The sequence below is a fragment of the Nakamurella sp. genome, from assembly GCF_048594475.1.
Taxonomy (GTDB): domain Bacteria; phylum Actinomycetota; class Actinomycetes; order Mycobacteriales; family Nakamurellaceae; genus Nakamurella.
Genome location: NZ_JBMDXT010000010.1, coordinates 61515 through 75551, shown reverse-complemented (window position 1 = coordinate 75551; position 14037 = coordinate 61515). Strand labels below are relative to the sequence as shown.

General features: G+C 61.3%; 10 protein-coding genes. 4 read left to right on the top strand and 6 right to left on the bottom strand.

The features are described from left to right. Both ACOJUF_RS00675 and ACOJUF_RS00670 read right to left on the bottom strand, forming a co-directional pair. The coding region (locus tag ACOJUF_RS00675) for a helix-turn-helix domain-containing protein (RefSeq protein WP_420119937.1) at window positions 1-351 on the bottom strand (351 nt) is incomplete at its 3' end. 901 nt (window positions 352-1252) lie between these two features. Next, the gene (locus ACOJUF_RS00670; protein ID WP_420119936.1) at window positions 1253-1402 is read right to left on the bottom strand and encodes a hypothetical protein; all 150 of its coding nucleotides are present in this window, start codon (window positions 1400-1402) and stop codon (window positions 1253-1255) included. A gap of 658 nt (window positions 1403-2060) precedes the next feature. Between ACOJUF_RS00670 and ACOJUF_RS00665 the strand changes: the two genes are divergently transcribed. The 3 genes from ACOJUF_RS00665 to ACOJUF_RS00655 are packed head-to-tail and all read left to right on the top strand — an operon-like array spanning window position 2061 to window position 5879. Then, a complete protein-coding gene (locus ACOJUF_RS00665; RefSeq protein WP_420119935.1) occupies window positions 2061-2870 on the top strand; it encodes a caspase family protein in 810 nt (269 codons plus the stop codon). A gap of 1 nt (window position 2871) precedes the next feature. Then, entirely contained in the window at window positions 2872-3876 is a 1005-nt protein-coding gene (locus ACOJUF_RS00660) for a CHAT domain-containing protein (protein ID WP_420119934.1), read from the top strand. Continuing rightward, window positions 3873-5879 (top strand): tetratricopeptide repeat protein, encoded by a 2007-nt coding sequence (locus ACOJUF_RS00655; protein WP_420119933.1) that lies wholly within the window; start codon window positions 3873-3875, stop codon window positions 5877-5879. Before ACOJUF_RS00660 ends, ACOJUF_RS00655 begins: the two co-directional genes overlap by 4 nt. A 332-nt stretch (window positions 5880-6211) precedes the next feature. Here ACOJUF_RS00655 and ACOJUF_RS00650 read toward each other — a convergent pair whose 3' ends face one another. Then, on the bottom strand, window positions 6212-6763 hold the full coding sequence (locus ACOJUF_RS00650) for a hypothetical protein (protein ID WP_420119932.1): 552 nt from the start codon (window positions 6761-6763) through the stop codon (window positions 6212-6214). Continuing rightward, window positions 6760-8877: a tetratricopeptide repeat protein gene (locus tag ACOJUF_RS00645; protein WP_420119931.1), complete on the bottom strand. Its 2118-nt coding sequence runs from the start codon at window positions 8875-8877 to the stop codon at window positions 6760-6762. Before ACOJUF_RS00645 ends, ACOJUF_RS00650 begins: the two co-directional genes overlap by 4 nt. 759 nt (window positions 8878-9636) lie before the next feature. Here ACOJUF_RS00645 and ACOJUF_RS00640 point away from each other — a divergent pair. Continuing rightward, entirely contained in the window at window positions 9637-9849 is a 213-nt protein-coding gene (locus ACOJUF_RS00640; RefSeq protein WP_420119930.1) for a hypothetical protein, read from the top strand. Between the two features lie 468 nt (window positions 9850-10317). On the opposite strand, the gene ACOJUF_RS00635 is transcribed toward ACOJUF_RS00640, so the two are convergent. Together ACOJUF_RS00635 and ACOJUF_RS00630 are read right to left on the bottom strand one after the other, a co-directional pair. Continuing rightward, a complete protein-coding gene (locus tag ACOJUF_RS00635; RefSeq protein WP_420119929.1) occupies window positions 10318-11394 on the bottom strand; it encodes a CHAT domain-containing protein in 1077 nt (358 codons plus the stop codon). A gap of 984 nt (window positions 11395-12378) precedes the next feature. After that, the gene (locus ACOJUF_RS00630; protein ID WP_420119928.1) at window positions 12379-13968 is read right to left on the bottom strand and encodes a TerD family protein; all 1590 of its coding nucleotides are present in this window, start codon (window positions 13966-13968) and stop codon (window positions 12379-12381) included. Between the last annotated feature and the right edge of the window lie 69 nt (window positions 13969-14037).

Genomic DNA, 14037 nt, shown 5'->3' with positions numbered 1-14037 from the left:
GTGGCGGATCAGGATCCGGTTGATCGTCGCGGTCGACGGGACCGTCAGCCCGGCGGGCTTGCGCAGCAGTTCCATCCGGATTCGTTTGGCGCCCCACCGTGGGTGGGTGCGCCGCAGCTCGGCGACCCGCACCGCCACGTCGTCGCTGGCCTGGTGCGCGCACGACCGGGGTCGGTGCGACCGGTCCGCCAACCCGGCCACGCCCTCGGTCAGGTACCGCCGCAACCAGGCATGCACGCTCACCCGGGACACCCCGACCGCGGCCGCGACCTCGGTCACCGTGGCCCCGGCCAGCACCGCCCGGACCGCGTCCAGCCGCTGTTCCACCTTCGACAAGACAACCAGAGCCATTCCCGGCCTCCCGAGCGCGACGATGCCCACGAGCATCGCCCCTCAGGACGGGCCGATCACGGCCAAGTGTTAAGGATCAGGTGGCATGAGACTGTTAAGCATCACCCGCGACAGGACACGGCCAAGGCGGCCGACCGGATGAAGACTTTCTCCACTCATTCAAGGGGACTTGTTGACGCTCTGGAATGACCTCGGATTCCGTGAGAATCCCTACGCCACGCCACCACTGCCTGGCACCGAGGAAGGCTCCAAGCTCCTCGTTGGCCGTGAGTCAAGTATTCAGCGACTCTTGCGCGCGCTGACTTCGCTGGACACACATCCTACCGTGGAAGGTGACAACGGAGTCGGAAAGACTAGCCTGGTTGCTGTAACCAGTTATCGCGGAAAGCTGGCCTTCGAGAGCGGCGATTCACCCTGTCTACTGTTGCCCCTCCCCAAGCCCTTCCAATTGACCATCGGCTACCAAAGTTTCGATAGACAGGTGCTATTCTCGATCGCTCAGGCGGTAATCGACTATTCGTCAGACCTTAGAAGAATTCGTCGCGAACTGCCCGACCTAGATGACGTTCGCCGATGGATTGAGTCCCCCCTGTTGGGTGGGCGCAGCGGACGAGCCTCATTTCTTGGATTTGGCGCTTCAGGCGGCTTCAGCACAAGTCCTAATACATCCCCGGGGTACGTAGAGGCGGGCTTCCGAGAGACGATAAGAACCTGGCTATCCCAGATATTCCCCACCCCGACGACCGGCGCATTCGTTGGAATAATTGACAATCTTGAACTACTTGAGACTTCCACAGAAGCGCGAAGACGAATCGAGGCGTTGCGCGACAGCATACTGAACCTTCCTGGTATGCGATGGGTCCTTTGCGGCGCCCGAGGGATAGTACGCAGTGCGGCGAGCTCACCGAGACTTACCGGCGTCATCGGCGACCCGATACGCCTCGGGCCAATTGGCGATACCGAAGTAGCCGAGGTGATCAGGCGGCGGATTGAAGTTTTCCGCATGCGCCCAGAGGCCCAAGCTCCGGTTGAGCCCGACGGCTTTGACCACCTCTATAGGGTGTCCAACAAAAACCTTCGAAATTCACTCAAGCATGCGCAAGATTTCTCCATCTGGCTTGCCGACACTGGTGGACTATATGAATCTCCAGCAAGTCGCTTCACCTTGTTGAAAGCCTGGCTCGAGGAGCAAGCCGAACAGTACGCAAATGATACTCGGAGTATAACGCCGCGCGCATGGCGGCTATTCGACACTCTGGTTGATCGGGGTGGTTCCTGCTCGCCCAGTGACTACGAAGACTTCGGATTCAATAGCCAACAGGCTATGCGGCCGTCAGTCAAACAACTTGAGGACGCAAATCTCGTCGACTCGACCATTGACGACACCGATTCACGCCGCAGGACGGTGCTGATCACTTCAAACGGTTGGCTCGTAAATTACAAGCGATCGGGGTTTATCTTTCCCCCAGCCACGCCAATGTAGTTGCTTCGTCATGAAGAAGGCTGATTGATCCCGGCAGGGTTGATTCGTCAGTCCGGACGTCGGCTGGATTGAGCGAATTTTCTTGACCAGGTGGCTTCAGACGGTACGGGCGGAGATCCTGACTTGGTTATGGGCCAGGATGCCCCTGTCTGGAGGCTAACGGGTGGTGTCGACGGCCGCCCGATAGACTCTAGCGAACGTCGGCGAGAAGCAGTGGAGGGTTTGGGTGCGGCTACATGCCCTTCTGATAGGCATCGACAAGTATCAAGATGACCGGATCCCGAATCTCAGGTTCGCGGTTGCTGACGCTAGGCGATTTCATGACATAGCTGTCGCGGCACTACACCCTTCGGAGATCTCCATCGGTTACCTGTACGACGAGGCCGCAACTCGGCCAGCGATACTAAAGGCGATCGGGACGGACCTCGCGGCGCAGGCACAGCCAGACGACGTCGTTCTCATCCATTTCGCGGCTCATGGGAGCCCAGAGCTTAACGAGGGTGCCGATGCCACCGCTCGCTATCTAGTGCCATATGACGCGGTGTATGACAACCTTCTCGGCACCGGTATCGACATGGAGCGGGACCTAACGACCCTATTGAGGCGACTTGGCGCGAGAGTCGTCGTTGTGTTCCTCGATGCGTGTTTCAGCGGGCGAGCTGGTGGACGGTCCTTTGAGGGCCCTCGTCTGCACGCTGCGCGAGACCTTCGTCGCTGGAGCCCGCAACTGCCCGTGATGGACTTGGGCGTGGGCAGGATTGTGATTGCGGCGGCGGATGACGACGAGGTAGCGATCGAGACCTCGTCAGCAGGTCATGGACTTTTCTCACGCGCAGTGATTGAAGCTCTCCTCGACCCGTCCACCGACATTCCTGCTCTTGCTGTGTCGACTCTGTACGATACGGTTGCCGCGCGCGTTACGTCGGAGACCGGCGGACGTCAACATCCTGTGATGAATGGTTACACCCGAATCGCACGAATACCTTACCTGAGGCCCACTCCGACGGTCGCGCGCGAACCTGAGAGCCATCCCTAGCGTGGAGAGGCTCGTCGAGTACTACCTCACGTCACGGCGACTAAATGTATTCGTGGTGACCCCGGGCGATCCGTCCCCTCACGCTCTCTGCCTAACCTACGAGTATGAGGATCTCGCCAAAAGAGTTGCTGCTTTTCGACGCGCAATTTGGCGCGAGGAGCCGGTTGGTGAATTCGCGGGGGCGTTGGGTGCCGTGCTCCTGGAGCCGCTTCGCACGCTTCGTCTGATCGAAGATGAGGATGTACTTTGCATCGCACCGCATAGGTGTCTTCACGGTCTTCCCTTCGCGGCCCTCGGTTCGCAGGGGGAGCACGCGCTTCTTCGTAACCCCATTGCCCACCTGCCGAGCGGGGCTGTGCTGCCAGCCGTCCTCAGGAGTACGTCGGACCCGACTGGTCGCGCCATCGTCGTGGTGCACAACAGCGACAAGGACGCTGAGGAACTCCGTGCATCGTTCCAGAGAGAGGCTGCGTCAATCGCTGCGATCCTCGACGCTGACATAATCGACGCGAGCGATGGCGACACGCTTGCCGCGCTATCAACTCGACTGCCAGGTGCTCGGGCCGTGCACTTCGTCTGCCACGCTCACTATGGAGGGAGAGGACGATCAGGGCTGGTGCTGCGCGACGAGAAGGGCGCGGATCGCCTGGCTTCTATGGAGGAGCTTTCCGCGCTGAGGCTCGATGGAACCCTGGTGAGTTTTGGTGGATGCGAGACCGGCCGCGCCGAACCGCATCAGAGCGATGATCGCCGTGGCATCGTCCGCGCGGCGCTCACCGCAGGGGCTTCCTCGGTGCTGGCGACGCTTTGGCCAATCCACAGTCACATGGCTGAAATTGTATTCGCAGCGTTCTTCGAGGCGTGGGAGGCCGGTTACTCGCGGGCTGAGAGTCTCCGTCGGGCTCAGCGGCACCTGATGGAACAGAGCGAGAACGACCTCGACCTCAGCGGGTCGGCCCTGCCAACCCATTGGGCGCCATACATACTCGTCGGGAGCTGGCGATGATGGATCGCGATGCGATCCCCGATGGCCTGACGGAAGCACTGGGCGCGAATGCTCGTGCGCTTGCACTGCTCCATGTAGCAATGTCCGACCACACTAGCTCGGCACATGAGCGCTTTCTCCAGGCTGCGATGGCGTTCGAAGAAGCCTTAACGATGCTCGACCTTCCCGTCAGCCGGTTGTACCTAGCTCGCTCGTACTCGGGTGCAGGCCGATTTCAGGAGGCTCTGGCGACACTTGATCAACTCAAAGACGACCCTCCTGAGGCCGCTGACGAGTTCGCAAGGCTGTCTGCGGAGGTGCGCGGACGCTTCGTAAAAAGCGCCGTTCGTCACAGCCTCGCGGGATCGCCACCCACAGTTGGGCAATTGATCGACTGGAACCCAGCAATCATCGACGACCAACTGGCGGCTGATCTCCACGCCACCGCCGTCCACTACGCCGACCGTTCAGATCCAGAGATCGGCGACGCGATCGACACCCTGCTCTCAGCATTGCAGGCGTACACCTCCAACCCCCTCTGGGAAGCGATCCGGCTAGAAGCAACAGGCATTCGCGACGTCAGTTCACGCCGCTCACAGAGAGCCTTAGAGGCCCTCTATGCGGCACACGCCGTCTACCACGAGCTTGGCATCTCCGCCTACATCGCGTCCATCGCGAATCACCTCGGTCTGGCGCATAGCGACCGAGGTGAGTTCGCGGAGGCTGCTGCAGCCTTCAATGAGTCGATCGTGCTCTACCGCGTCTTGGACCTTGCGATGGCGGGACGGGTGTTAGAGAACCATGCAGCCAGCATGTTGAAGCAGCACCGAGTCGATGAGGCGTTAGCCATCGCCGCTGAAGCGGTTGCCATCCTCGATCAACTGGACCGTCCCGCTCAAGCCGACAAGGCACGGCTAGTGGTGGCCCACGCGATGAACGAAGCCGGCGACTGGGATGAGGCGCTGTCGATGATCGACGAGGTCCTGACCCGCAGTCGATCGAGCTGGGCAGCGGACGATCCGGACGCGCTAATATCAGCACTCACCAGCCGGGGTTACATTCTCGAGTCCGCCGGAATGATTGAAGACGCCGAGCGAAGCCTAAGCGAGGCTGCCACGGTACGAACGACGACCAAGACCGCCCAAGGATCGACAGCCACGGTGGAGCGGTTCGGGATCGCGTCGCGAATCAACTTCTGGGACGAGGCAGTGCAGGAGGAACTTCGGGCGCTCGCTGCTCACGAGGACGCAGGCAACAATTTCGATGTTGCTCGCAATAAGCTAAATCTCGCAAAGCTCTTCATGAACCGCATGGCGGCTCTCCCGTTCAGCGGCGACGAGGCCGAGTCGGCGGGACTACGACGTGCCGACGAACTGGTGCAAGCCCTGACGCTGCTACGCGAGGCGATTCCCGTGTTCGCAAGAGCGAACACCACGCACCACCTCCACGACGCGCGGCAGTCGCTAGCGACGTTGCGGTGGCTATTTGGCGATGTCGAGGGTGCCGCAGACAGTCTGCGAGGGGTGATCGTTGATGCCGTCAACGCTGGTGACTTCGGAATTGCCGGGTCAGCGTCGCAGAATCTTGCCCGCACCTGCCTCGAACTGGGGCGTCCCGACGAGGCACGGCAAGCCATCGCATACGGAAGGCAGTACGCTATTCGCGCGAAGGATGCCACCCTCGTGTGGCACCTCGATTGGATAGAGGCCCAACTTCTCCGACTAGTGGGCAACATCGATGGCGCCCAATCAATGTACTTGAGCCTCGTAGAACGACACATTGAGAACGAGAGAAAGGTCGGTTCCGCTGAACTCGTCGTAGGTTGGAGTAGGGATAAGACCTTGATCTTCGATGAGGCGGTGGAGTTCTTCCTCTTGACGAACCAGGCTGGACCGGCCTACGCGATTGTGCTCGCCGCGAAGGCACGGACACTCGTATCGGCAATCACGATCCGCGCCGCGCGCCCACAGGCCGGGTCCGCCTCCGACGTCGCCCACCTGCTTTTGGACGATGCGTCGAATTGAGTCACCTCGACCGGTTTGACAGACCCGTCAAGAGCCTCATGCCTAGGCCGCGCCTTGGAGGCCGGAGAGTGCTACCTGCGCCGAGGCAACAACGATTCGGAGGGAATTGACCGCGCGGGCGCATGCAGGCTGATTCACGGCATACCGAAACTCGCCCAACTCGCAGAATCAACGAGGAAATTCGACAGGTATCTAGATTGGCGAGGGTGCACCGTCGAGAAACAGAATGGGGGTACGCAATCCCATTGGGCTAATGCCTAGTCTAGGGTTGCGGGCCCTCTGACCGTCCTCGATTGTCTGGCACTGAAGCAGTAACAGCCTGACGCCGTCCGCTAGATTCCCAGGGCTGTCTTTATCGCCCCCGCCGCAACTCCAGCTCCGATCGCGGTGGCTAGGCCAAGGGACCACCTTCCAGCACGTTGCAGTGCTGATCCAATCTTCTCCTGATCTCCTTCGTCGGCGGCCGAGATGGCATTGCCGATTGCGACCACAGCCTCGTCGTCCTCCGTCGTCGAGGCCTGCTGACGCATCTCTGCGCGAAGGGCTGCAAGTTGCTCTCGAAGGACAGCTAGATCAAGACCCTCAGGAACCTCCTTCGCACCTCCGAAGGAGATCGAACCAATCTCGGCCTTATTTCCCATGTTGCCAACTTGAGCATTCCCGTGTGCCTCGAACTTGTCGCCCATGACTGCCTCTCCTTGATCCGCGTAAACCTTGGCATGAATGATCCTACCAATCGTCGAGCCTGGCATGATTTGACTCGCTATCTGAGTGATTTGGACGCTCTCGACGTTCTGAAGACCGTTGGTCTCAATGCTCTTTTCAAGAATGTCAAGCACCCTTAGGAGCACGGTAAGCTCGTTAACCTCCTCCTGGTCGCTCATCCGCCGCCCTGTTCGGAACTGGTCTCCCGCAATAGATCTGTGGAGTCAGTCTGGAGGGTAGCTTCGAGAAGCTTCTTGAACACCTCGTCGCCCAGGGCGGCCCGCTGCTCGGCTAGCAATTCGAGATCAGTTGCAATATCCTGAGTTCCGATTTTTCGCCGAATACGCCAGCTCGCGGCGTTGTAGGCGACTGCTGCGTCGGGTGATCCAGATTCCGTTAGTAGTGCGCCGATTTGGCTGAGCGTGCTGGCGTACCCGGCAACATCCTGCGTTCCTTCTCGAGATGTAAGCGCCAGCTGAAGAAGCTGGTAGGCCTGGTCGTAGTTGCCTTCCTGTTGGGCAATAATTGCCAGGTTATGTGTGATTGTGGCCTCTGCCGGATGATCTCCGATCTCCTTGAATTCGAGCATCGCCATTTCGTACAGTACGCGAGCCCGGGCGGCATCACCCGTTTTGAGGCTGATGCTGCCGAGGTTGTTCAGGGATTGGGCCTCCGCTCGGCGGTCACCAATCTCTTGGAAAGTGGCAAGGGCCTCCTGGATGTAGGCGCGAGCCTGGTCCAGATCTCCGGCCTCCTGGGCGATGGTGCCGAGGTTGTTCAGCGATCCGGCCTCCGCTCGGCGGTCACCAATCTCTCGGAAAGTGGCGAGGGCCTCCTGGATGTAGGCGCGAGCCTGGTGGAGATCGCCGGTCTGGTTGGCAATGATGCCCAGCTGCTGAATCGACTGAGCCTGGGCCCGGCGGTCACGAATCTCTTGGAAAGTGGCAAGGGCCTCCTGGATGTAGGCGCGAGCCTGGTCCAGATCCCCGGTCTCCTGGGCGATGGTGCCGAGGTTGTTCAGCGATCCGGCCTCCGCTCGGCGGTCACCAATCTCTCGGAAAGTGGCAAGGGCCTCCTGGATGTAGGCGCGAGCCTGGTGGAGATCGCCGGTCTGTTTGGCAATTATGCCCAGCTGCTGAATCGACTGGGCCTGGGCCCGGCGGTCACCAACCTTCCGGAATCTAACGAGGGCTTGCTCGATGTAGTCGCGAGCCTGGTAAAGATCGCCGGTCTGCTGAGCGATGATGCCCAGGTCGTGGAGTGTTTCGGCTTCCGCAGGGAAATCGCCGATCTCTCGGAAGATTACGAGGGCTTGGTCAATGTAGTCGCGAGCCTGGTTGAGATCGCCGGTCTGCTGGGCTACAATTCCCAGCTCCTGAATCGCGTGAGCCTGCGCCCGGCGGTCACCAATCTTCCGGAATATTACGAGGGCCTGCTCGATGTAGGCGCGAGCCTGGTGGAGATCGCCGGTTTGCTGAGCGACAGAGCCCAAATCGTGGAGGACATCGGCTTCCGCCGGGCGGTCACCGATCTCTCGGAATGCTATTAGGGCATTTTCAAGGTGGTCGCGAGCCTTGTAGGGATCGCCAGTTCCTTGAGCGATCGCACCGAGGCGGCGAAGGATCCGGGCGGTCGACCGGCGATCGCCGATTCTTTGAGACATTGCCAGAGCCTGCTCCGAAAGTTGCCGCTCACGATGAAGGTCCTCGGAACTGCGATTGACTGCGCCTCCAAGCTCACCGATGCCTAACGACGAGACGCTCGATTCAGCGTTCGAAGGCAGTTCAATGACTCGCGAGAAGGACTCATCTTCTGAAACAGCGCGCACGCTGCGGGTTATGGGTTCGTAATCTGATTGTCGGCCATCTTGACTATCTCTAGCTTCCGGCTTCAATAAGGCGAGAACCGCATCCGCAACTCGAGAGAACTCGGAGCCGCCAGCACTTGATGAGATGGGGATGTACTGCCTGCCCGACAAGATTGACGGCAGTGTAGATTCATCGATGCGTATGGCCACAATCGGGCGCCGATCAATTGCCGCCGTCACGGCGGCGGCTTCTAGTTCGGCCGTAGCCCAGGATCCCTTCGAAGAGCGGCCAATCAAGATGGCGCAAATCTTCGACGAGCGAATCCCCGCCATCAACTGGCTAGCCAGATCGCTTCCAGGCGAGATTGATTCTTGATCGAGGAAAGTAGAAGAGCCGCGCGCGCGCAGTGCATCTTTTAGCCCTAAAGCAATGCCGGTGTCGGAGCGATTATAGGAAAGGAAAACGTCGTACTTATGCTCCTGCATCTCGCAAGCCTCGCCTTAGTCAGCGTCGAGACAGTACGACATGGATCTGTGCGCACTGGGTACCTAGTTCGTGTAGTCTAGCGGATCACGTCTCCTATGCAGCGGCAGGCGGGTGCTCGAATCGCAGGAAGGCCGTTGTTGCGCGGGAGTGAATCCTCGAGGGCGTGCCTCCGATGCCCCAGGACAACCAATGGGGGCTCTTCGCTATGAAGTTGACTGGGGGTTTGATCCCGGGCGACACCCCAGGCGAGCTGGGCCCCGAACGACGAGTCCGCCCGGTCGTGGTGGCCGACCTCCTCGCCCGCTTGCTGCGCCCGGTCGGTCAACACCACCCGGGAAGCGATCGCCTCGTGCTGTTCGGTCCAGGTCTTGTTTCTCGCATAACTCGTACCGGCACTCGAAGACCCTCTTTCACAACTGGGAAAAAGGGGACCAACGCCCGCTGGCACATCCCGCATGGTCACCGTCCGCCGGTGCTTCACCCGGGCGACGGCACCGCAGGTCGTCAGCCCGTCGGCTCACGCGGCGTCTCCACCTGCAGGTGCCACTCGCCGTCGAGCACCTCGCTGGCCACCACCCGAAATCCGGGCAGCGCGAACGCTCCGGTAGTCTGATTGCCCACCTGAGGCATTACTCACGTGTTGCATTCACTTGGCTGTGAACACGGATCGTGAGGACCCCAGGCTACTCATCAGTGCATCTCAGCCGGCGTGTCCTGGCACACGATCATGAGCAAAGTCTCTCGACCGCGGCACCCCAATGGTCGACGACCAGGACCGGCTCACCGGCGTCACGGCGGTCGGCGTCGACGAGACCGCGTTCCTGCGTGCGACGAGCACCCTGGACCCGGCCGGAGCGGCCCGCAACGACGTCCAGCAGCCCGCAGTAGGGCGGCCGGGGGTTAGGTCTGCGATGTCGGTGGCTCAATGGGTGCGGACGGTTGACTGGCTGACCGCCTGGGACGAGGCGTAGCGGCCGGCCGGGCCGTCGTGACCGCATCCCTGGATCCGTTCCGCGGCTACGCAACCGCCCTGACCAGCCGTCTACCGGCGGCAACGCGGGTGCTCGACGCCTTCCACGGTGTCAGGCTCGTTCTGCTCGAGGGTCGACCAGGTCCTCCGCCGCGTCCAAACAGGACAGCACCGGACACGGGGCGGGGCCGGCGACCCTCTGTACCGTGGAGGGCGGATCCTGCGGCGCTGCCACGACCGGCTCGCCAATCGGAAGTGACGCCGTGTCGAAAGCGTTGCCAGCAACTACAGCGGCGGGTACCTGAATTGGACGGGGTCGGAGTGCGGCGCGCGCTCAAGCGGCAGGCCGTTCAGCCGGGACGAGGCACAGCCGCCCAGGGAGGCCAACTAAGCCATGTTATCGGATGGTCGCTTGTCCTCACTGTAATCCAACCTCTGGCTACTTAATGGCCACTCAGTGGGCGATGCTTCAGGTTGACAGGTCATCAATAGCCGTCCTGAGATTGACAAGATCGTCAGGCCCCGAGACTTGGAGATAACGAACGTACCGATTCGAGAACGACTTCTCCGGCAGGTTGTACTTTGACGGGACCGCCAGCACGAGCGTTCTTGCGATGTCTTGTGAATTTTCGACCATCGAAGCGATACGTTCGAGTTTGGCCCTGCTGACTATGCCTTCCGATTCGAAGACAACGTGAAAATAGCGCGTACGATCTTCTCCGTATTGCACCGTTTCCATCGATGTATCATCCACCTCTCTCCAGCCAATGTATCGCCATCCTCCTGGTAGTGCGCGTAGCAACAGCTGCAGAAGGAGCTTCAGTCTGCTGGAGCCTTCAAGAATTGCATCATTTGTTGAAGTACTTTGCCGGGTAACCAACAACTCGGGCACTCCATGCTGGGCGATCCCTTCAAGTCGCATCTCGACGAGGCCCAGCTTGTATGCGTCAAAGAAGCCGCGACCAGCTGCGATTGCCTTGTAGAAGCCAATTGAGAAGGCGATCGCGGCAGCATCACCAATGCTTGATCGCATGCCAATTACGATGTCAACGTTCTCAGCGATTGCTTGGGATTGCACGGCTGAGAAGCACGCATTGAGCACCACGCATTGGGTCCTTGGGAATTGAGCGAATAGCCCTCCTAGCGCATCAGGCGCAACGGGTCTGGAATTACCTGAAGCGTCTTCAACGCAGATGTTTCCGTCAGTGTCTCCGTGTCCAGAGAAATGCACAATGTCTGGTTGAATCTCGTGCATCGCTGCACTGATGTCGCGTGCTCTGACAGCCACGCGCTCGTGAATCTCGACCTTCCGACTTGTACCGAGGCGAAGCGTCTCGCGAACATCGCGCTGTTCCTGGGCGAGCCGGAGACGGGCAGCATCACTAGGATCAGATGCCAAGAACAGGAGTTTGATCCTCTTCTTTGGCTTCACGGGTGGTCTTCCTTTCTCGTCAGACTGTTCAGTGAGTCGTCGGAGTGATTTAGCAGTATCAGAGGGGCTTCGCGTCAACGAACGTCGCGACCGGTCGAAGCTGAGAGCTGACATGATCGTCTCGGTCTCGATTGGGCCGCGCCACTCGATTGACCTTGACTCCCGAACGGCTTGTGCGGCGTACGGTTGATTGCACCTAGGGCATCTTCCGGGTCCGTAAGCGATTGTCCCGCACCTGGGGCAGCGCCAGGACGTCGTTTCTCGCTCAGCTTTGGCGGTCACTGCGTGATTATCTCAGTACGCCCCGAGGGCGATGGCGTTGCAGCCCTAACCGGACAACTGGCTCTTCAGGGTTCGTAGATCGCACCTTTTGACCTGGGGCAGCGTGTCGGGTGACCGAAAGGGTTCGTGCGTTCGAAACAGGTTCGCTCTCAGGCAATCGTAGACTTCGGCAACGGTCATGGGACGCTTCTTGACGGCTCCGATCCCAGGCTGGAGGTCTGGGGTCTGGCCGGGGTACAACTGGTGATCTCCGACGCCCGCGTCGGCCCGACCCAAGGGCACCCGCGTCCTGCTCTGTCCCTCAGTGCAAAGACGCCTGCTTGCATCGGCCCTGCGAACCGTGCTAGCCGGGGTCCCGGTGGGATGCGCAATAGATGGGGCAGCCTCTCGCACCGCCGCCGGAACCCGGGCTTCGATCCGGGACGATGCTGCGACGTCTTGATCACGTTGCAGAGCCGTCGTCGACGAATCAAGATCAAGTAGGTAAGGCATGTCGAGGGGCTAGTGACTGCCGTGATCGTGATCATCGCCAGCGTTGCTCGGCGGGCGTAGCCGGCGCCTGTCGATCCTCGACACCGAGGCACGACGAGCACCCGAAAAGCATCACGGTCCGCGTCTCCCCTGGTGGGCTATCAACGCAGCTCAGGGGTGTCGCCCGCGAAGACAGCATCATTCGGCAGTATCAGTCGGCTCGTATCCGCGTTCGGGACGAAGCGCTCAGCATGTACAACTGCGAGATGTCGACACGGGACCATAGCGTTTCCGGCCGTTGGTCACGTCGGGTCGCGCAAACGGGAGTGGGCGGTCGATGAGCCGCTAATCGACGTTCACCCCGTAGTCGCGCGCCAAGCCTGCGAGACCGTCGGACCACCCTTGTCCGACTGCTCGCAGGCGCCAGTTGCCGTTGCGGAGGTAGATCTCGCCCCAGACGAGCGCACTGACGCGGGCCGCGTCTGCGGGGCGGAATCGGAGATCGTTCGCGCTTCCGGGCTGGCGTAGGACGGCGGTGGCGTCAGCCATGCTGTTGCCGTCGCCGGCGCTGATGACGACGACAACGCGTTCGCAGCGCTGCGGCAGCAGGTCTGTGGAGACGCTCGCACCGTTGGCGGTCAGCGTCACTGCCCCGTCGGCGCTTCGGGGGTTGTTGTAGAAGACGAAGTCCTCGTCCCGGTCGACCCGTCCGTTCGCTCCGACGAGAAGCATGGACAGGTCCACGTTGCGGGCCAGCAGGTCCACCTGCACCCGCGGCTCGCCAAGCGGAACGTTCTGACCGGCGATCAACTCTTGCCGCTGCGTCGAAGCCTCGGGCGGCGCCACGTGGCCAGACGTCACGGAGTCGGCCGGCGAGGAGTCGGAACTGGGTCCGGCCTCGCCATCGGTGTCCAGCGTGTAGTCCGCCTCCAGCGAACCTGCCAGCTCGATCGGCTCAACCGGCTGAAGCTTGCTCGGGTCCTTGCTGATCCGAGCTTCGAGATGCCGGAGGCATTCCACGGTGTTGACCCGCGCGAGGTCGATGCCGAGGAACTTGTCCCGGCTCGTCGCGAGGGCCACCAGGCAGCGGTGAACCTGCTGGCCGGTGGCCGGGTCCGTCCCGTTCACGAACCCGTTGAGAACCACCGTGCGGATCACACCTGCGCGGTCGGCCTCCAGCACCTCGTGCACGACCCGCAGGGCGGTCTGCCGCACCACCTCCGTGTAGATGCTGCGGATCTGGGTGGCCGGTCGAGCGGTCGGGTTGATCGTGTCGGAGCTCTTCACGTACTTGAAGGCCTTCTCGGCCGGCACGACATCCATCGTCGGCAACTCGTACTCGATCGCCAGATGGCCGGATGATGACGCATACGCCAGACGCCACGAGTGCGGGAACCCGTCGGGGTAGTCGGCCGCCTCCAACACCAGGTCCAGGTAGCGGACAACGGCCTCTGGTTGACGGGTCGCCACCCCGCGTTGCAGCGCGCTGATCTCTTCGACGTGTTGGCGGTGCTCCTGCACCTGGCGCGCGACGGACGCCTCGTGACGGCGCCGAGCATCCTCCAGCTGCAGCGCATGCCGCTGGGCCGCGGTTTGGTAGCCATACAGGGCTTGTTGATACTCGGCCTGACGTTGTTCGGCTCGGGCCGCGTGTTTCGAGGCGGCGAACACCCGCCCCAGGGCCGAAGGACCCTCGACCGTGTAGTCGGCCTCGTTGGGGGGCGTCGGCGGCGCTCCGACTGTGAGCGGATCGAAGACTGGGTAGTTCGGTGGCCGCTTGAGCGCTTCGAGGTCCAGGAAGTCGTCGACATCGAGTGTCGCGGCGAGGAGGCCCTGCAGCGCCTCGACCTGGTACTCAAGTTGCGCCGTATCCTCCGCGGCCTCCCGAGTTCGATCCTCCGCGTACAGGCGGTCCCTGAGCTTCTGGTCCTGCACCGCCGCCCGGGTGCGCGCTGCGGCCGCGCGTTGCGCGTCCCGTTGGGCCTTCGCGGCTGCTCGTGCTCG

Coding starts and splice junctions, on each gene's coding strand:
- ACOJUF_RS00650 (WP_420119932.1), bottom strand. CDS start 6,763: ATGAGCGACCAGGAGGAGGTTAACGAGCTTACCGTGCTCCTAAGGGTG.
- ACOJUF_RS00635 (WP_420119929.1), bottom strand. CDS start 11,394: ATGTCAGCTCTCAGCTTCGACCGGTCGCGACGTTCGTTGACGCGAAGC.
- ACOJUF_RS00655 (WP_420119933.1), top strand. CDS start 3,873: ATGATGGATCGCGATGCGATCCCCGATGGCCTGACGGAAGCACTGGGC.
- ACOJUF_RS00645 (WP_420119931.1), bottom strand. CDS start 8,877: ATGCAGGAGCATAAGTACGACGTTTTCCTTTCCTATAATCGCTCCGAC.
- ACOJUF_RS00640 (WP_420119930.1), top strand. CDS start 9,637: ATGGTCGACGACCAGGACCGGCTCACCGGCGTCACGGCGGTCGGCGTC.